General features: G+C 66.9%; 15 protein-coding genes. 7 read left to right on the forward strand and 8 right to left on the reverse strand.

Annotated features, from left to right (window positions below; all coding sequences use genetic code 11):
* Positions 1 to 112: 112 nt before the first annotated feature.
* Entirely contained in the window at positions 113 to 1,129 is a 1,017-nt protein-coding gene (locus WDM86_06395; protein ID MEI9989650.1) for a polyprenyl synthetase family protein, read from the reverse strand.
* Between the two features lie 103 nt (positions 1,130 to 1,232).
* On the opposite strand from WDM86_06395, the gene WDM86_06400 reads away from it, so the two are divergent.
* The 3 genes from WDM86_06400 to WDM86_06410 are packed head-to-tail and all read left to right on the forward strand — an operon-like array spanning position 1,233 to position 3,423.
* Positions 1,233 to 2,168, forward strand: coding sequence for a DUF2007 domain-containing protein (locus WDM86_06400; GenBank protein MEI9989651.1), 936 nt, complete (start codon positions 1,233 to 1,235; stop codon positions 2,166 to 2,168).
* Positions 2,165 to 2,695 carry a VOC family protein gene (locus tag WDM86_06405; protein MEI9989652.1) on the forward strand — a complete coding sequence of 177 codons (531 nt, stop codon included), beginning with the start codon at positions 2,165 to 2,167 and terminating at the stop codon, positions 2,693 to 2,695. The genes WDM86_06400 and WDM86_06405 overlap by 4 nt, the downstream gene beginning before the upstream one ends.
* On the forward strand, positions 2,692 to 3,423 hold the full coding sequence (locus tag WDM86_06410) for a transporter (protein ID MEI9989653.1): 732 nt from the start codon (positions 2,692 to 2,694) through the stop codon (positions 3,421 to 3,423). Before WDM86_06405 ends, WDM86_06410 begins: the two co-directional genes overlap by 4 nt.
* A gap of 26 nt (positions 3,424 to 3,449) precedes the next feature.
* Here the strand turns inward: WDM86_06410 and WDM86_06415 are convergent, their stop codons facing one another.
* Positions 3,450 to 4,967, reverse strand: coding sequence for a M20/M25/M40 family metallo-hydrolase (locus WDM86_06415; protein MEI9989654.1), 1,518 nt, complete (start codon positions 4,965 to 4,967; stop codon positions 3,450 to 3,452).
* 288 nt (positions 4,968 to 5,255) lie between these two features.
* Between WDM86_06415 and WDM86_06420 the strand changes: the two genes are divergently transcribed.
* Together WDM86_06420 and glyS are read left to right on the forward strand one after the other, a co-directional pair.
* Positions 5,256 to 6,134 carry a glycine--tRNA ligase subunit alpha gene (locus WDM86_06420; protein MEI9989655.1) on the forward strand — a complete coding sequence of 293 codons (879 nt, stop codon included), beginning with the start codon at positions 5,256 to 5,258 and terminating at the stop codon, positions 6,132 to 6,134.
* A 3-nt stretch (positions 6,135 to 6,137) separates the two neighbouring features.
* Positions 6,138 to 8,336, forward strand: a complete 2,199-nt coding sequence (gene glyS / locus WDM86_06425; protein MEI9989656.1) for a glycine--tRNA ligase subunit beta — start codon at positions 6,138 to 6,140, stop codon at positions 8,334 to 8,336.
* Positions 8,337 to 8,457: 121 nt separating this feature from the next.
* Here glyS and WDM86_06430 read toward each other — a convergent pair whose 3' ends face one another.
* Complete coding sequence (locus WDM86_06430; protein MEI9989657.1) at positions 8,458 to 8,745, reverse strand: DUF4242 domain-containing protein; 288 nt, start codon at positions 8,743 to 8,745, stop codon at positions 8,458 to 8,460.
* Between the two features lie 34 nt (positions 8,746 to 8,779).
* Positions 8,780 to 9,178, reverse strand: a complete 399-nt coding sequence (locus WDM86_06435) for an MAPEG family protein (protein ID MEI9989658.1) — start codon at positions 9,176 to 9,178, stop codon at positions 8,780 to 8,782.
* Between the two features lie 162 nt (positions 9,179 to 9,340).
* Here WDM86_06435 and ppdK point away from each other — a divergent pair, with 162 nt between their 5' ends.
* Both ppdK and WDM86_06445 read left to right on the forward strand, forming a co-directional pair.
* Positions 9,341 to 12,016, forward strand: a complete 2,676-nt coding sequence (gene ppdK, locus WDM86_06440; GenBank protein MEI9989659.1) for a pyruvate, phosphate dikinase — start codon at positions 9,341 to 9,343, stop codon at positions 12,014 to 12,016.
* 193 nt (positions 12,017 to 12,209) lie between these two features.
* Positions 12,210 to 12,863, forward strand: a complete 654-nt coding sequence (locus WDM86_06445) for a cell wall hydrolase (GenBank protein ID MEI9989660.1) — start codon at positions 12,210 to 12,212, stop codon at positions 12,861 to 12,863.
* A 71-nt stretch (positions 12,864 to 12,934) separates the two neighbouring features.
* Here the strand turns inward: WDM86_06445 and WDM86_06450 are convergent, their stop codons facing one another.
* From WDM86_06450 to nadA, 4 genes are read right to left on the reverse strand one after another with little or no spacing between them, the layout of a single operon-like run.
* The gene (locus WDM86_06450; GenBank protein MEI9989661.1) at positions 12,935 to 13,705 is read right to left on the reverse strand and encodes an SDR family oxidoreductase; all 771 of its coding nucleotides are present in this window, start codon (positions 13,703 to 13,705) and stop codon (positions 12,935 to 12,937) included.
* Between the two features lie 33 nt (positions 13,706 to 13,738).
* Positions 13,739 to 14,596, reverse strand: coding sequence for a carboxylating nicotinate-nucleotide diphosphorylase (nadC, locus tag WDM86_06455; protein MEI9989662.1), 858 nt, complete (start codon positions 14,594 to 14,596; stop codon positions 13,739 to 13,741).
* The gene (locus WDM86_06460; GenBank protein ID MEI9989663.1) at positions 14,596 to 16,179 is read right to left on the reverse strand and encodes an L-aspartate oxidase; all 1,584 of its coding nucleotides are present in this window, start codon (positions 16,177 to 16,179) and stop codon (positions 14,596 to 14,598) included. Before WDM86_06460 ends, nadC begins: the two co-directional genes overlap by 1 nt.
* Positions 16,180 to 17,211, reverse strand: coding sequence for a quinolinate synthase NadA (gene nadA / locus WDM86_06465; protein MEI9989664.1), 1,032 nt, complete (start codon positions 17,209 to 17,211; stop codon positions 16,180 to 16,182).
* Positions 17,212 to 17,270 lie beyond the last annotated feature (59 nt).

A 17,270-nucleotide genomic window follows, 5' to 3' on the forward strand; every position in this document is an offset into this window, starting at 1 on the left:
CGCGAGTTCGTAGCGACAGCGTGCGAACGGCGAACCCAGGTGAAACCTGCGCTGATGTCAGCTGGGTCCGCCGCATTCGCGGCGGATGACAGGGTGTTGTGTTGAAACGGCTCTAATATGCCCGCTCGACGCAGAAATCCGCGATGTCGGCCAGCGCGGCGCGGATGTCGCTCGCCGGCAGCGGCGCCAGCGCCTGCTTGGCGCTGTCGGCATAGAGCCGCGCCCGCGTCATGGTTTCCTGGATCGCGCCGGTCTCCTCGACATAGGTGATGGCGCGTTCGAGGTCGGATTCGCTCTGCGGTCCGCCCTCGATGGCGCGCTTCCAGAAGGTCTGTGCCTTCGCGTCGGCGCGGGCATAGGCGAGGATGACCGGCAGCGTGACCTTGGCTTCGCGAAAATCGTCGCCGACCGCCTTGCCCATCAGCGCCTGGCGGCCGGAATAGTCGAGCGCGTCGTCGACGAGCTGGAAGGCGATGCCCAGGCTCATGCCATAGGCACGCAGCGCGCGGACGAAATCGGCGCCGCGGTCGCACAGCGTCGCGCCCGATTCGGCGGCGGCGGCGAACAGCTCCGCCGTCTTGGCCCCGACCACTTTCAGATAGTGCTCCTCCGTCGTCGCGAGATTGCTCTCCGATTTGAGCTGCATCACCTCGCCCTCGGCGATGATCGCCGAGGCGCCGGCGAGAATCTCCAGCACGCGCAGCGAGCCGGTGCCGACCATCATCTCGAAGGCGCGGGAGAACAGGAAGTCGCCGACCAGCACCGTCGCCTTGTTGCCCCAGACGAGATTGGCCGCGACCTTGCCACGCCGCAGCGTGCTGGCGTCGACCACATCGTCGTGCAGGAGCGTGGCGGTGTGGATGAACTCGACCGCGGCGGCGAGATTGACGTGCTTGTCGCCGCCATAGCCGCCCATCTGCGCGGCGGCGAGCGACAGCATCGGGCGCAACCGCTTGCCGCCCGAATCGATCAGGTGCTTGGCCAGATCGGGAATGAGCGCCACGGCGCTGCCCATCCTTGTGTGGATCATGCGGTCGGTCGCCGCCATGTCGTCGGCCACCAGCGCGTGCAGGCGCTCCACCGGTGAGACGCCGTCGCTTCTGGTCTTGCGCAGATCGGGCTTGAGCATAGGCTCGGTCCTTGCCGGAGGCGCCCGGCATTTGCGACATTGGTAGGGGAACCCAACCCCGTCAAGCCGACCTATCCCCGCAGCACCCGAGCGAAAAACACCGATGCGGCCCGTCCTCAAGACCAACGATCCCGTGCTGCTCAGCTTCGCGCAGAGCCTGCTCGCGCAGGGCGATATTGCGAGCGTGGTGTTCGACGAGAACGCGAGCGTGATGGACGGCAGTCTGGGCATTTTGCCGCGCCGGCTGATGGTGGCCGACGAGGATCTGGAGCGCGGCAAGACCCTCTTGCGCGAGGGCCTGGCGCGGCGCGACGCGCCCAAAGAGGTCAGCGAAGACCGGTTTCTCGGCGGCAAGCTCGTCGTGCGGCAGTTCCGCGATGGATTTCGCGCCGGACTGGACGCGGTGATGCTGGCGGCGGCGGTTCCGGCGGGCGAGGGCGACGAAATCTTGGAACTCGGCAGCGGCGCGGGAACGGCGAGCCTGTGCCTGGCGGCACGCGTGCCGGGCGCGCGCCTGACCGGGGCGGAGATCGAAAGCGAGTTGGTGACGCTGGCGAATCGGAACGCGACGGCGAACGGGATGGGCGAACGCGCGGTGTTCGTGACGGTCGATGCGCTCGATCTGCCGGCGGACATGAAGCGGGACTACGATCACGTCCTGTGCAATCCGCCATTCCATGGCGGCGAGGGCGAGACTTCGCCCGACGCGGCGCGGGTGCTGGCGATGCAGGACAATGGGACGTTGCCGGACTGGCTCGCGGCCGGCTTGAAGCGGACGATTTCGGGAGGAACCTTCACCGCGATCCTGCGCGCCGACCGTCTCGGCGAGGCGCTGGCGGCATTGCCGCGGACGGGTGTGCGTGTCTTTCCGCTCTGGCCGCGGGACGGCGAGCCGGCCAAGCGCGTCATCGTGCAGGCGACGAAAGGCTCGCGGGCGCCGCTTGCGCTGCTGCACGGGCTGGTGCTGCACGAAGCGGACGGGTCCTACACCGCGGCGGCCGATGCCGTGCTGCGCGGCGAAACGGGGCTCGATCTTTGAGCCGGATCTTCGGAAACGTCCGCCAGAACGGCTATGTCGTGCGCGACATCGAGGCGGCGATGCGCCATTGGACCGAAGTGCTCGGCGTGGGGCCGTTCTACTATATCGAGCGGGTCGCGATGGACTGGTTCCGCTATCGCGGCGCCCCGTCGGCGCCGCAGGTCAGCATCGCGCTGGCCAATAGCGGGGCATTGCAGATCGAGTTGATCCAGCAGCGCAACGATGCGCCGAGCATGTACCGCGACTTCCTGGAAGCCGGCCGCGAGGGCCTGCAGCACATGTCGTACTGGACGACCGATTATCAGGCGGCGCTCGACCGCTTCACCGGCCTCGGTTACCGGATCGGACAGGAAGGCCAGATCGGCGGGCCCAAGGGCCGGTTCGTCTATTTCGACACCGAGGCGCATCCGGGAACGGTGATCGAGGTCTCCGACATCTCGGGCGGCAAGGGCGTTTTCTTCGAGCGCATCAGAAAGGCGGCCGAGACCTGGGACGGCTCGCGCCCGGTCCGGCCGGTCAAGGCGTGAACCGCCTACGCCTGGGCGCGTTGGCGGCCATCCTGTCGGCTTCCCATGCCTGGGCCGGGCCGCCCTATGTCACGGACGATCCCGAGCCGACCGATGTCGGCCATTACGAGATCTATCTCTTTGCCGGCGGCACGGCGATGCGCGACGGTTCGGGCGGCGAGGGAGGCATCGATTTCAATTACGGCGCGGCGCCCGACCTGCAATTGACGGCGGTTCTGCCGCTCGACTGGGACCGACCGACCGGCGGTCCGTCGCGCGTCGATCTGGGCAACATCGAACTCGCGGCCAAGTACAGGTTTCTCCATCAGGACGATTTCGGCGTCGATGTCGCGTTCTTTCCGGGCGTGATCCTGCCGGCGGGATCGCCAGCGGTCGGCGAGCGGCACGTCTCGCTGCTGCTGCCGATCTGGATCGAACGGTCCTGGGGCGCATGGTCCACGTTCGGGGGCGGGGGCTGCACGATCAACCACGGCGGCGATTCGCGGAATTTCTGCCAGATGGGCTGGGCGCTGACGAACCAGATCACGCCGGCGCTGCAGATCGGCGCCGAACTCTATCACCAGACCGCGGACACCATCGGCGGCAGGGCCTCGACCGGCATCGGGGTCGGCGCGACCTACGACCTCAACGACAATCTCCATGTGATGGCGTCGGCCGGACCGGGCATCCAGAACGCGGAAGAGACCGACCGCGCCACATGGTACGCGGCGTTGCTCGTGACGTTTTAGAGTCCCGAGCACCTGTCAGCCATGCGTCATCCCGTTGCCGCGATCTGGTAGAGGTACTGCACGTAAGCGAGCGTCGCGTCGTCGAAGCCGGCGATCTTCGGATTGCCGCTCTCGATCACATAGAACTCGTTGGGCGCGTGCGCCCCGGTGCCGTAGCCCATGCCGAAATGGCTGGCGGCGAGGCGCAGCGGCGCGCCGGTGAAATTCACCCCCGGCCACGATCCCGCGCCGCGCGGGCTGAGCGACGGCGGATAGCCGAGCCGGGTGTAGAGCGCGATCTCGGACTGGATCAGCGAACTCTTCTCGTCGGTCTCGGTCGGATCGTAGCCGCCGCTGACATTGAGCTCGATGTCGGTGAAGCCGTTCTTGTCGAGGAAGGCGCGCAGCTTGCCGCGGACCTCGGCCAGCGTCATGTCGGGCACGAGGCGGCAGTCGATCTTGGCGACCGCGCGGCCGGGCAGGATCGTCTTGCCGCCCGGGCCGGTATAGCCGGCGACCAGGCCCTCGATGTTGATCGTGGGCTGCGACGCCAGCCGCTCCATCGCCGCCTCGAACGGCAGATTGTCGATCCAGTGCGAGACGCCGAGCGCGCTCATCTCGGCCGCCTCGTTGCGCGCGCGCACCGAGGCCGCGATCAGGTCTTTCTGGTGCCGGCTGAGCGGGCGCACATGCTCGAACCAGCCGTCCACCGCCGGCGTGTTGCCATCGGCCGAGACCAGCGTGTTGAGCGCGTGGATCAGCCGCCAAGTCGGGCTGTCCACCGCCGCCTTGAGGCTGGAATGGATGTCGTGCGTCGGCCCGCGGCCCCAATGCGCGCCGGAGGAGACCAGCTCGGCCTCCATGATGCCCTTGGCGCCGAGCTGGATGGCGACACCGCCGGTGGTGTCCTGCGAGGCGGACGGCATGGTGATGCCGACGCATGTCTTCAGCGCCGCCAGGATGTCCGGCCGCTGCACGATTTCGGAGAAATGCGGCGAGCCGATCTCCTCCTCGCCCTCGGCGACCAGCACGAGATTGACCGGCAGCTTGCGCCCGCTGGCCTTGAACGCGGCGAGCGCGGCGAGGAACGTCGCCTCCGGCCCCTTCTGGTTCACCGCGCCGCGGCCGACGATGACCTTGCCGAAATTCGGCTTGTCGACCAGCCGGCCCTCGAGCGGCGGCGACGACCATTCCGCCGGATCGTACTGCTTCACGTCGTACATGAAGTAGAGGCCGAAGGTCTTGGGCGCGCCGGCGTCCAGCGTGGCGAACACGCCCGGCACGCCGCTGGTCGGCACGATTTCGACGTGCTGGAAGCCCGCCTCGCGCGCGAGGTTGGCCATGTATTCGGCGCCCTCCTTGGTGTTGCGGTTTTCCGCCGCGATGGAGGGAAACGCGATCCAGTCCCGCAGCCGCTTGAGCGCGGCGGGATGGCCGTCGGCGATCGCCTTCTTGACGTCGGCCAGATCGTCGGCGGCGCGGGCGGCGAAGGGCATCGCCAGGGTGGCGGCGGCGGCCGCGCCGGCCAACAGGACGGTGCGCCGGTCGGCGGTGTGCTCGGACATGCGATATCTCCCTCTCTTGGCGCCAGTTTGGTCGGGGGCGGCGGCACAAAGCAAGCTATCGGACCGTCCAATTCTCTCACCAAACAAACGGTGTCATTCGCCGCGAATGCGGCGAACCCAGGTGACGACCTTGCGTCGGTGGTGCGGGTTTCAGCTGGGTCCGCCGCATTCGCGGCGGATGACAACTTTATTTGAATTTGGGACCTCCATTTTCTTCAAGGCTCAATGCCTTGTAGCCCGGCGTCCCGGCCTATAGTTTCCGCCCCCTCGATTTTGGGCTTCGACACCATGGCCAAGACGTTCCAGGACCTGATCCTGACGCTGCAGAATTTCTGGGCGTCGAAGGGTTGCCTGATCCTCCAGCCTTACGACGACCAGATGGGCGCCGGCACGTTCCATCCGGCGACGACGCTGCGCGCGCTGGGGCCCCGGCCGTGGCGCGCCGCCTATGTCCAGCCGTCGCGGCGGCCCAAGGACGGCCGCTATGGCGAGAACCCGAACCGGCTGCAGCACTATTACCAGTTCCAGGTGATCATGAAGCCGGCGCCTTCCGACATCCAGGACCTCTATCTGGAGAGCGTGCGCGCCATCGGGCTCGATCCGGCGCTGCACGACATCCGCTTCGTCGAGGACGATTGGGAAAGCCCGACGCTGGGCGCCTGGGGGCTGGGGTGGGAGGTGTGGTGCGACGGGATGGAGATTTCCCAGTTCACCTATTTCCAGCAGGTCGGCGGCATCGATTGCGATCCGGTGTCGGCGGAGATCACCTACGGGCTCGAGCGGCTGGCGATGTATGTGCAGAATGTCGAGTTCGTCTACGACCTCGCGTTCAACGAGCAGTTCCGCTACGGCGAAGTGTTCCACCAGGCCGAGCAGGAATTCTCCGCCTACAATTTCGAGATGGCCGATACCGAGATCCTGTTCCGGCACTTCAAGGACGCCGAGAAGCAGTGCCAGGAGCTGATTTCCGGCAACGAGAAGCTGGCGCTGCCGGCTTACGACCAGTGCATCAAGGCGAGCCACACCTTCAACCTGCTCGACGCGCGCGGCGTGATCAGCGTGACGGAGCGGGCGGCCTATATCGGCCGGGTGCGGGCGCTGGCCAAGGCCTGCTGCGAGGCCTGGCTGGCGACGCCGATGGGCGACTACAAGCCGAGGTTCGGGTGAGCGATGTCTGATCTCCTGCTCGAACTTTTCAGCGAAGAAATCCCCGCGCGCATGCAGGCGCAGGCGGCGAAGGACCTGGAGCGCCTCGTCGTCGGCGCGTTGTCGGATCGCGGGCTCCTGTTCGAAGGCGTCAAGGCGTTCGCCGGGCCGCGGCGGCTGACGCTGGTGGTGAGCGGCCTGCCGGCGAAGCAGCCGAACGTCAGCGAGGAAAAGAAAGGCCCGCGCGTCGGCGCGCCGGACAAGGCGGTGCAGGGTTTTCTGCGCTCGGCCGGCGTGCGGCTCGAAGATTGCGTGACGCGCGACGACGGCAAGGGCGAGTTCTATGTCGCGATCATCGAACTGAAAGGCCGCGCGACCGCCGACGTGATCGCGGAATTCCTGCCCGACGTTCTGGCCAAGCTGCCCTGGCCCAAATCGATGCGCTGGCCGCAAACGACCAATACGCCGGTGCGCTGGGTGCGGCCGCTGCATGCGATCCTGTGCACGCTGGACGGCGAGGTCGTGTCGTTCACGTTTGCCGGGGTGACCAGCAATAACCGCACGCGGGGCCACCGCTTCCTGTCGAGCGGCGAGATCGAGGTCAAGCGGTTCGAGGACTATGCGAAGAAGCTGCGCGACGCGCATGTCGTGCTCGACGCCGAGGAGCGCAAGGCGATCATCTTCGAGGGCATGAAGGGCGCCGCCTTCGTGCATGGGCTGGAGATGATCCCGGACGAGGGCCTTCTGGATGAGGTCGCGGGGCTGGTGGAATGGCCGGTGGTGCTGATCGGCGCCATCGAGGACCAGTTCATGGACGTGCCGCCGGAGATTTTGCAGACGGCGATGCGGACGCATCAGAAATATTTCAGCCTGCGCGATCCGGCGACCGGCAAGTTCGCGAGCCGCTTCGCACTGGTGGCGAATATGATCGCCGACGACGGCGGCATCAACATCGTCGCCGGCAACGAGCGCGTGCTGCGGGCGCGGTTGAGCGATGCGAAATTCTTCTGGGACCAGGACCGCAAACGCACCCTGGAAAGCCGCGTCGAGGACCTGAAGGCCATCGTGTTCCACGCCAAGCTTGGGACGCAGTACGAGCGGGTCGAGCGCATCGAAGCGCTGGCCGGCGAAATCGCCGAGAAGATCGGCGCCGATGTCGCGAAGGCGAAACGCGCCGCGCGCCTGTGCAAGGCGGATTTGACGACCGGCGTCGTCGGCGAATTCCCCGAGCTGCAAGGCGTGATGGGCAGGTACTACGCGCTTAATGACGGGGAAGATTCCGCAGTCGCCGATGCCATCCGTGATCACTATAAGCCCCAAGGCCCCACTGATGTGGTGCCGTCAAGTGCAGAAGCCGTTGCCACTGCACTGGCAGACAAGCTTGACCAATTGATTGGTTTCTTCGCGGCTGACGAGAAGCCGAGCGGCTCGGGCGATCCCTATGCGCTACGTAGGGCAGCGCTTGGCGTAATTCGTCTGATACTTTCATCTGGAATACGATTACGGCTTGCGTCGCTCGAAAGCCCAGTGTCGACGCACATTCTTCGATTCGACATCGAAGAATTGGCGGAAATGCGTATTTCAAATAAGCTGGCGAGGGACGATGGCCCGCGCTTGCATCCCAACCCTGTCGTCCATCGCATATTGCGAGTCAAAGCGGAAGACGCTGCTGCCTACGATAAGGTTGTTGGAATTTCAAACGATTTGCTTGGTTTCTTCGCCGACCGCCTGAAAGTCGCCCTTCGCGAAAAAGGTACACGTCACGATCTGATCGACGCCGTGTTCTCGCTCGGCAATGAGGACGATCTCGTGCGTCTCGTGGCCCGGGTCGAGGCGTTGCAGGCGTTCCTCAAGACCGACGACGGTGCGAACCTGCTCACCGCCTATCGCCGTGCGGCGAATATCCTCAAGGCCGAGGAGAAAAAGGACAAGATCGCCTATGACGGCGAGCCGGACCCCGAGGCGTTCGCCCTCCCGGAAGAGAAGGCGCTGTTCGTCGAACTCGCCACCGCGTCCGAACTCATCAAGGCCGAGATCGAGCGCGAGCGCTTCGCCGAGGCGATGGGCGTGATGGCGCGGCTGCGCGGGCCGGTCGATGCCTTCTTCGAGAAGGTCACGGTGAACGACAAGGACGCGGGGTTGCGCAAGAACCGGCTGCTGCTGCTGTCGCGGCTGCGCGCCGTGCTGCACACGGTGGCGGATTTTTCGAAGATCGAGGGGTAGGTCATGTCTCCCGCTTGCGGGAGAGGTCGACGGCGCGAAGCGGCGTCGGGTGAGGGGATGGCGCAGGCCCTCACCCGCTCGCTGCGCTCGCGACCTCTCCCGCTCCGCGGGAGAGATTAAATCACGCCCCGTCCTTTTCCGTCGTCGGGTCGATCATCTTGCGGATCTCGGTGATCTTGGTCGCGGGGAATCCGGAGAGCTCGGCGTGCTTCTTGATGATCGCCTCGTCCTTGGCGAGGTAGACGCAGAACGTCTTGTCCGCCGCCACATAGCTCTCCTGCCACTGGATGTCCGGGCCGAGCTCCTTCAGCACCTTGTTGGACTGGGCGGCGGCGCCCTTGAGCTGCTCGCGCTCGAAGGAGCCGACGGCGGGGATGTCGCGTTCGATGATGAATTTTCGCAAGGTCATGGCATCACTCCTCCTTGAACGGGCCGGCGCCGGGTCAATTCCCGAGCGGCGGGATGAAGAAGAACACCCACATCGCCAGCACCGCGAAATTCGACAGCGCGAACAGTGCCGTCCTGTGCGAGCGCTTGTCATAGGTCAGGTGCACGGCGCTGTGGGCGGCGCGCAGGGCGACGTAGATCCAGGCCAGCCAGAGCATCGTGTCGTCGGTCCGCCCGGCGAGGATCGCCATCAGGCAGACGATGTAGAACAGGACCGGCATCTCCAGCAGGTCGGCGAAATTGGGATTGTGGGTGCCGCCGGGGATGTCGCCGGTGGCGCTGTTCTGCACCTCGGACCGGCCGCCGAACATCCGCCGCGCCGGAACGAACAAAAGGACGAAGAAGGTGATTCCGGCAAGCACGCCCATGGGCGCGAAAAGGGGGCTTTGGGTCATGAGCGAGTCCTGGGTGGCGGCGGGACGTTAGCGCTGTCACTCCGAACTGTCATGGGTGCATCGGGCGTGTTGTCATCTCGCCATGCGCCGGGATAGTGCTCTACGATCACCTGGGTGGCCCGCATTCGCGGGCCATGACACCGGTAGGATGCGGACAGGGCAATGGCAAAGTGGGTCTATTCGTTCGGTAACGGCACCGCCGAGGGCGAGGCCGGGATGCGCAATCTGCTCGGCGGCAAGGGCGCGAACCTGGCCGAGATGAGCAATCTGGGGCTTCCCGTCCCGCCCGGCTTTTCCATCACCACCGAGGTCTGCACATATTATTATGCGCATGGCGAAACCTATCCGCCCGAGCTGAAGCCGGAGGCCGAGGCGGCGCTGGCGCGCATCGGCGAGCTGGCGGGCGGGCGGCTGGGCGATCCGGCGCGGCCGCTGCTGGTCTCGGTCCGGTCCGGCGCGCGGGTCTCGATGCCCGGCATGATGGACACGGTGCTCAATCTCGGCCTCAACGCCGAGACGACGGAGGGCCTGGCCCGCATCACCGGCGACGCGCGCTTCGCCTACGATTCCTATCGCCGCTTCATCCAGATGTATTCCGACGTGGTGCTGGGCGTCGAACATTCGGTGTTCGAGGAAATCCTGGACAGCGAGAAGGAGGACCGGGGCTTCGAACTCGACACCGACCTCACGGCGGAGGACCTCAAGAAGATCGCCGGCCTGTTCAAGGCCCGCGTCGCCAAGACGCTGGGCCGGCCGTTCCCGGAAGACGTGCACGAGCAGCTCTGGGGCGCGATCGGCGCGGTGTTCGGCTCCTGGCAGAGCCCGCGCGCCAACACCTATCGCCGCATCCACAACATCCCGGAGGATTGGGGCACGGCGGTGACGGTGCAGGCGATGGTGTTCGGCAATCGCGGCGAGACCTCGGCCACCGGCGTCGCCTTCACGCGCGATCCCTCGACCGGCGAGAACATCCTTTATGGCGAGTTCCTGATCAACGCCCAGGGCGAGGACGTCGTCGCCGGTCTGCGCACGCCGCAATCGATCTCCAAGGCGGTGCGCGAGCGCCAGGGCGCCAAGCGGCCCTCGATGGAAGAGGCGATGCCCAAGGCCTTCGCCGAGCTGAAGGCGATCTGCGACCGGCTGGAGAACCACTACCGCGACATGCAGGACCTGGAATTCACGGTGCAGGAAGGCAAGCTCTTCATGCTCCAGACCCGCGGCGGCAAGCGCACGGCGGAGGCTGCGCTCAAGATCGCGGTGGACATGGAGCGCGAAGGGCTGATCGACCGGCATGCCGCGGTGGCGCGCGTCGATCCCTCGGCGCTGGACCAGCTTCTGCATCCCACCCTCGATCCCAATTCGCCGCGCGAGCAGATCGCGGCCGGGCTGGCGGCGTCGCCGGGCGCGGCGACGGGCGAGGCGGTGTTCACCGCCGACGAGGCGGAGAAGCTCGCGGCCGAGAACCGCGACGTCATCCTGGTGCGCGCCGAGACCAGTCCGGAGGACATCCACGGCATGCACGCGGCCCGGGGCATCCTGACCGCGCGCGGCGGCATGACGAGCCATGCGGCGGTGGTGGCGCGCGGCATGGGGCGGCCCTGCGTCTCCGGCGCCGGCGCGATCAAGATCGACGTGGCGGGCGGGGTGATGGTCTGCGGCCGCCACACCATCCGGCGCGGCGATATCATCACCATCGACGGCAGCAGCGGGACGGTGTTCAAGGGCCGGGTCGAGCTGCGCCAGCCGGAGCTGACGGGCGATTTCGGCGTGCTGATGGGCTGGGCGGATTCGATCCGTACGCTGAAGGTCCGCACCAACGCGGACACGCCGGAAGACGCCGCGACGGCGCGCAAATTCGGCGCCGAGGGCATCGGGCTGTGCCGCACCGAGCACATGTTCTTCGACGCCGACCGCATTATCGCGGTGCGCCAGATGATCCTGGCCGACGTCAAGGCGGAGCGCGAGGCGGCGCTGGCCAAATTGCTGCCGATGCAGCGCCACGATTTCGAGGGCATCTTCAAGGCGATGGAGGGGCTTCCCGTCACCATCCGGCTGCTCGATCCGCCGCTGCACGAATTTTTGCCGCAAAAGGACGAGGAGATCGCGGAGGTGGCGCGCGCCGCCGGCAGCGATCCGGCGAAATTGCGCGCCCGCGCCATCGCGCTGCACGAATCCAATCCGATGCTGGGCCATCGCGGCGTGCGCCTCGGCATCACCTATCCCGAGATCTACGAGATGCAGGTGCGCGCCATCCTGGAGGCGGCGCTCAACGTGCAGGCGGCGGGCGGCGCACCGGTGCAACTGGAGATCATGGTGCCGCTGGTGGCGTTCAAGACCGAACTCGACCGCATCAAGGAGCGCATCGACGCGGTGGCCGCCGCGGTCGCCGCCGAGCGCGGCAAGGCGCCGGATTACATGGTCGGCACGATGATCGAGCTGCCGCGCGCCGCGCTGCGGGCGCGGGAGATCGCGGAGAGCGCCGAATTCTTCTCCTTCGGCACCAACGATCTGACCCAGACGACGATCGGAATCAGCCGCGACGACGCCGGCGGCTTCCTCACCGAATATCTCAACAAGGGCCTGATCGCGCGCGATCCGTTCGTCAGCATCGATGTCGACGGCGTCGGCGAACTCGTGCGCATCGCGGCGGAGCGCGGACGCGCGGCGCGCGCCAATCTCAAGCTCGGCATCTGCGGCGAGCATGGCGGCGATCCGGATTCGATCCGATTCTGTCACGACAGCGGCCTCGACTACGTGTCGTGTTCGCCGTTCCGCGTGCCCGTCGCGCGCCTCGCCGCGGCGCAGGCGGCGTTGGCGAATCGCAAACGCGGTGATTAATCCTTGTACGGACGATGCAGGAAAACCCTGGGTTTTCCGGCGTCAAATGACGCCGCGTCACGAATAAGCAATTTTTGATTTGACGATTCGATTTTTTGTCGGCACAAGCCGCGCTCACATCGAGGGCGGGGACCATTCGGAATTGTTTTTATCAAGTGAACTGAAATCCGAAAGAGTCGAGAAAGCCGAGATCATGAAAACCAGAGATGCCTTGTCGCGATCCGATCGCGTGCTTGTCGGTGCGCTTGCCATCGTGCTCGCCACCGCGAGCGCCGCCGTCGGCGCTTCGCTCAATGCTCGTCCGCATACGGACGAAATACGCGTCATCAAGGTCGAGAAGCCGGTGGTGCGGGTCGTGCGCGCGCCGGCCATTCCTGCGACGATTCCGGTGCAGGGTTCGTCGACCAATGTCGTGCTGACGCGCCTTCTGCAGGAACACACCTGCCTCTCCGAGGTGATGTATTACGAGGCCCGCGGCGAGGGCGAGGAAGGCCAGAAGGCGGTCGCCGAAGTGGTCTTCCACCGCATGAACACGGGCAATTACGGCCATTCGATCTGCGCCGTGGTCTATGAGGGCGTGGGCACCGGCACCTGCCAGTTCAGCTTCGCCTGCGACGGCGCGCGCGAGGCGACGCACGAGCCCGGCCCGTGGCGCGAGGCGCAGGCCATCGCGGCCCGCATCATGGTCGGCGAGGAGCAGCTCCAGAATGCCACCAACGGCGCGGTGAACTTCCACACGACCGCCGTGCAGCCGGAGTGGTCGGACTCCGGCCACTATGTTCGCACGGTGCAGATCGGCAACCACGTCTTCTACCGCCGTGGCCGCGCCAAGCTGAACGGCGCATAGTTCGCGCACTCTTGGAATAGAAAACGCCGGAGCGCGCCAAACGCTCCGGCGTTTTGTTTGGCGGAGGGCGCTCAGAAATTCACACGCCGGCTGATTGCGCCGTCCACCAGCATGTTGATGCCGGTGGTGAAGGACGAAGCGGGACTCGCCAGGAACACGGCGGCGTTGGCGATGTCCTGCGGCGTCGCCATGCGGCCCGTCGGATTGCGTTCCATCGCGCCCTTGAACACGGCGGGCATGTTCTTCTCGATCATCTGCCACACGCCGCCGTCGAAATAGACCGTGCCGGGCGAGACGACATTGGTGCGGATGTGCAGCTTGGCGTATTGCCGCGCCAGGCCCTTGGCGTAGTGGATCAGCGCCGCTTTGATCGGACCGTAGGAGCTGGCGCTGTCGCTCTCCGCCGCCGACACGGACGAGATGATCACGACGGCGGCATCGCCGTTCGCGGTCGCGGCCTTCTCCAGGAACGGCTTGGCGGCATCGAAGGCGTTGACGATGCCGAGCACGTCGAGCTTGAAGTTCTGTTCCCAGGAGGCCGGATCGCCGCCTTGCGCCATCGCGCCGGCATTGGAGACGAGGATGTCGATGCCGCCGAGCTCGCCGCCCGCACCGGCGATCCACGCCTTGAGGGCTTCGCCGTCCATGATGTCGACCGGAGCGCCGGTCGCCTTGACGTCCTTGTCCTTCAGCGCCGCGACCGCGTCTTTCACCTGGTCGGCGTTGCGGGCGCAGATCGCGACATTGGCGCCTTCGTTTGCCAGCGTGTCGGCGATGGCGCGCCCAATGCCGCGCGTGCCGCCGAGGATGACGGCGTTCTTGCCCTTGAGATGAAGGTCCATGTGCGTCTCCGGATTGTTCCGGGCGCAGCTTATCTAGAAGTCGAGCGCCACGTCGAGGTTCGGCGCGCTATGCGTGATCGCCCCGGAGGAGATGTAGTCGATGCCGGTTTCCGCGATGGCGCGGACGGTGGCGAGCGTGACGTTGCCGGAGGCTTCCAATGTCGCGCGGCCCTTGGCCAGCGCGACGGCCTGGCGAAGCGTATCGGGCGTCATGTTGTCGAGCAGGATGGTGTCGACGCCCAGCGACAGAGCTTCTTCGAGTTGGGCGAGACTGTCCACTTCGAGTTCGATCCTCGCCATGTGGCCGAGGCCGGCGCGCACGCGTTCGATGGCGGGCTTGATGCCGCCGGCGGCGACGAGATGGTTGTCCTTGATCAGCACCGCGTCGTCGAGGCCGAAGCGGTGGTTGAAGCCGCCGCCGCAGCGCACCGCGTATTTCTCCAGCACGCGCAGGCCGGGCGTCGTCTTGCGGGTGCAGACGATGCGCGCTTTGGTGCCCGCGACCGCGTCGACCAGCGCCCGCGTCGCGGTGGCGACGCCGGAAAGATGGCCGGTGAAATTCAGCGCGACGCGCTCGCCGGTCAGCACGCCGCGCGCCGGACCGGATATGACCGCGACGACCGTTCCGGCCTCCACCGTCGATCCGTCGGGCGCGCGGACCTCGAACGAAAGAGAGGGATCGGCGAACCGAAAGGCGATCCGCGCCGCGATCAGTCCCGCGATGGTGCCCGGCTTGCGCGCCACGAGCTTCGCCGTCGCTTGGGTGTCGGCGGGAACCGTCAATTCGCTGGTGATGTCGCCGGCGCGGCCCAAATCCTCTTCGAGCGCATGGCGCACGATGGGCTCGACCAGCAGCGCGTGCGGCGTGCGTGCGAAGGGCAGGGCGATCATCAGACGGCGGCGCGGATGGACTGCTGGCCGGCCCGTTCGGTATCGATGCGCTCGGCATCGGCCAGCGTCATGAAGGTGCGCTTGGGCGCGGCGTCGGTCGCGGGATAGTCGGTGCGGTAGTGGCCGCCGCGGCTTTCGTGCCGGGCCAACGCCGCCGCCGTCACCAGACGCGCCGCCGAGGTCATGTTGAGCAAAGCGGGCTCGCTGCCGCCGGCACGCTCGACCTGGCCGATCACCGCGAGCGCTTCGCGCAGGCCCGCCGCGTCGCGCTCCAGGCCGACATGACGCGTCATCGCATCGCGCAGCACATGCGGCGGCGCGGGCGAGGCGAAGCGCTCGGGCGCCGGCGGGTTGCCGCGGCCCGGCTGCGCCAGAACGGTCGCCGCGATGTCGTCGGCGGCGCGGGCGCCGAACACGATGGCTTCGAGCAGCGAATTGGAGGCGAGCCGGTTGGCGCCGTGCAGGCCGGTCGCGGCGCACTCGCCCACGACCCACAGGCCGTCGAGCGAGGAGCGGGCGCGCGCGTCGCTGGCGACGCCGCCCATGTGATAGTGCGCGGCCGGCGCGACGGGGATCGGCCGCGTCGCCGGATCGATGCCGGCGGCGATGCAGGCGCCGTAGACGGTCGGGAAGCGCTGCGCGAAGCTGGCGCCGATCGCCTTGGTGCAATCGAGATAGGTCTTGTGGCCGGCGGCGCGCTCGCGATGCAGGGCGCGGGCGACGACATCGCGCGGCGCCAGCTCGGCGTCGGGATGCACGTCGGGCATGAAGCGGCGGCCGGTTTCGTCCACCAGGATCGCGCCTTCGCCGCGCAGCGCCTCGGTCGCCAGTGGCGCGGGGTCCTTGCCGATGTCGATGGCGGTCGGATGGAACTGGACGAATTCCGGATCGGCGATGATCGCACCAGCGCGCGCCGCCATGCCGAGGCCTTCGCCGCGCGATTCCAGCGGGTTGGTCGTCACGGCATAGAGTGCGCCGACGCCGCCGGTCGCGAACACGATGGCTGGGGCGCGGAACAGGACGAGGCGGGTGTGCGGGCCATAGCCGGTACGGGCGAACAGGCCGGTGACGCGGCCGTCCTCGACCGCCAGTTCGACGGCGTGGAAGCCCTCGCGCAGCGTGATCGACGGCGTCGCCAGCGCGCGCTCGGCGAGCGTGCGCGAGATTTCCGCGCCGGCGCGGTCGCCTTTGACATGCACGATGCGGTTGCGGGCATGCGCCGCCTCGCGGCCGAGCGCCAGCGTGCCGTCCGCCTTGCGGTCGAACGGCGCGCCATAGGCGAGCAGGTCCTCGATCCGCTCCGGCGCTTCGCGTGCCACCAGCGCCGCGATGGCGGGGTCGCAGAGGCCGGCGCCGGCCGCCAGCGTATCGGCGGCGTGGCTCTGCCAGCTATCGTCGGCGCCCATCGCCGCGGCGATGCCGCCCTGGGCCCAGGCGCTCGAACCGGACAGACCGGGCCGCGTGCCGGCCAGCACGGTGACGGGAAACGGCGCGAGCTTGAGCGCGGTGAACAATCCGGCGATGCCGGCGCCCAGGATGAGCGCGCCCTTGCAGGCAATGACGCTGTCGATGTTGTGGGCCATTTAAGCGGCTTTCTTGACCGGAAGCTTGACCGCCAGCATGCGGTCGATGGCGCGTTTGGCACGGTGCGCGATGACCGGATCGACCGTCACCTCGACCGTCATGGTCTGCAGCGCGTGCAGGATCTTGTCGAGCGTGATGCGCTTCATGTGCGGGCACAGATTGCACGGCCGCACGAATTCGATGTCGGGATATTCCGCCGCGACGTTGTCGCTCATCGAGCATTCGGTGACCATCACCACGCTCTTGGGCCGGTAGCTGCCGACATAGTCGATCAGCGCGGCGGTCGAGCCGGCGAAGTCGGCTTCGGCGACGACTTCCGGCGGGCATTCGGGATGGGCCAGCACCACGATGCCGGGATGCGCCTTGCGGTAGTCGCGGATCTCGGCGGCGGTGAAGCGCTCATGCACCTCGCAGGCGCCTTCCCAGGTGATGACCTTCACGCCCGTCAGGTTGGCGACGTTCTGCGCCAGGTACTTGTCGGGGATCATGATCACGGTGTCGGTGCCGAATTCGCGGGCGATCTCCTCGACCACCGCGACCGCGTTGGACGAGGTACAGCACACGTCGCTCTCCGCCTTCACGTCGGCGGAGGTGTTCACATAGGTCACCACCGGCAGGCCGGGATATTTCTGCCTGAGCAGGCGCACATCGGCGCCGGTGATCGAGGCGGCCAGCGAGCAGCCGGCGCGCGGATCGGGGATGAGCACGGTCTTGTCCGGCGAAAGGATCTTCGAGGTCTCGGCCATGAAATGCACGCCGGCCTGGACGATCACCTTGGCATCGGTGCGCGCCGCCTCGCGCGCCAGCGCCAGGCTGTCGCCGACGAAGTCGGAGACGCAGTGGAAAATCTCCGGCGTCATGTAATTGTGTCCGAGGATCACCGCGTTCCGCTCGCGCTTGAGGCGGTTGATCTCCGCGATCACCGGCGCGAACACCGGCCATTCGATTTCCGGAATGACATGGCTGACTTTGCGGTACAGCGGTTCGGTCGCCCGTGCGACGGCTGCGGTATAGGCCAGTTCGACACCCATTTTGCGTCTCCCAATTCTGCCGCTATTAATGCTCAACTTGAGCATATATGTAGGGCAAA

It is taken from the genome of Rhizomicrobium sp. (assembly GCA_037200045.1).
Lineage (GTDB): Bacteria > Pseudomonadota > Alphaproteobacteria > Micropepsales > Micropepsaceae > Rhizomicrobium.

What these genes read in the sequence shown, in the direction of transcription:
- WDM86_06395 (MEI9989650.1), bottom strand. Translation starts at nt 1,129, where the DNA reads ATGCTCAAGCCCGATCTGCGCAAGACCAGAAGCGACGGCGTCTCACCG.
- WDM86_06400 (MEI9989651.1), top strand. Translation starts at nt 1,233, where the DNA reads ATGCGGCCCGTCCTCAAGACCAACGATCCCGTGCTGCTCAGCTTCGCG.
- WDM86_06415 (MEI9989654.1), bottom strand. Translation starts at nt 4,967, where the DNA reads ATGTCCGAGCACACCGCCGACCGGCGCACCGTCCTGTTGGCCGGCGCG.
- WDM86_06420 (MEI9989655.1), top strand. Translation starts at nt 5,256, where the DNA reads ATGGCCAAGACGTTCCAGGACCTGATCCTGACGCTGCAGAATTTCTGG.
- glyS (MEI9989656.1), top strand. Translation starts at nt 6,138, where the DNA reads ATGTCTGATCTCCTGCTCGAACTTTTCAGCGAAGAAATCCCCGCGCGC.
- WDM86_06430 (MEI9989657.1), bottom strand. Translation starts at nt 8,745, where the DNA reads ATGACCTTGCGAAAATTCATCATCGAACGCGACATCCCCGCCGTCGGC.
- WDM86_06435 (MEI9989658.1), bottom strand. Translation starts at nt 9,178, where the DNA reads ATGACCCAAAGCCCCCTTTTCGCGCCCATGGGCGTGCTTGCCGGAATC.
- ppdK (MEI9989659.1), top strand. Translation starts at nt 9,341, where the DNA reads ATGGCAAAGTGGGTCTATTCGTTCGGTAACGGCACCGCCGAGGGCGAG.
- WDM86_06445 (MEI9989660.1), top strand. Translation starts at nt 12,210, where the DNA reads ATGAAAACCAGAGATGCCTTGTCGCGATCCGATCGCGTGCTTGTCGGT.
- WDM86_06450 (MEI9989661.1), bottom strand. Translation starts at nt 13,705, where the DNA reads ATGGACCTTCATCTCAAGGGCAAGAACGCCGTCATCCTCGGCGGCACG.
- nadC (MEI9989662.1), bottom strand. Translation starts at nt 14,596, where the DNA reads ATGATCGCCCTGCCCTTCGCACGCACGCCGCACGCGCTGCTGGTCGAG.
- WDM86_06460 (MEI9989663.1), bottom strand. Translation starts at nt 16,179, where the DNA reads ATGGCCCACAACATCGACAGCGTCATTGCCTGCAAGGGCGCGCTCATC.
- nadA (MEI9989664.1), bottom strand. Translation starts at nt 17,211, where the DNA reads ATGGGTGTCGAACTGGCCTATACCGCAGCCGTCGCACGGGCGACCGAA.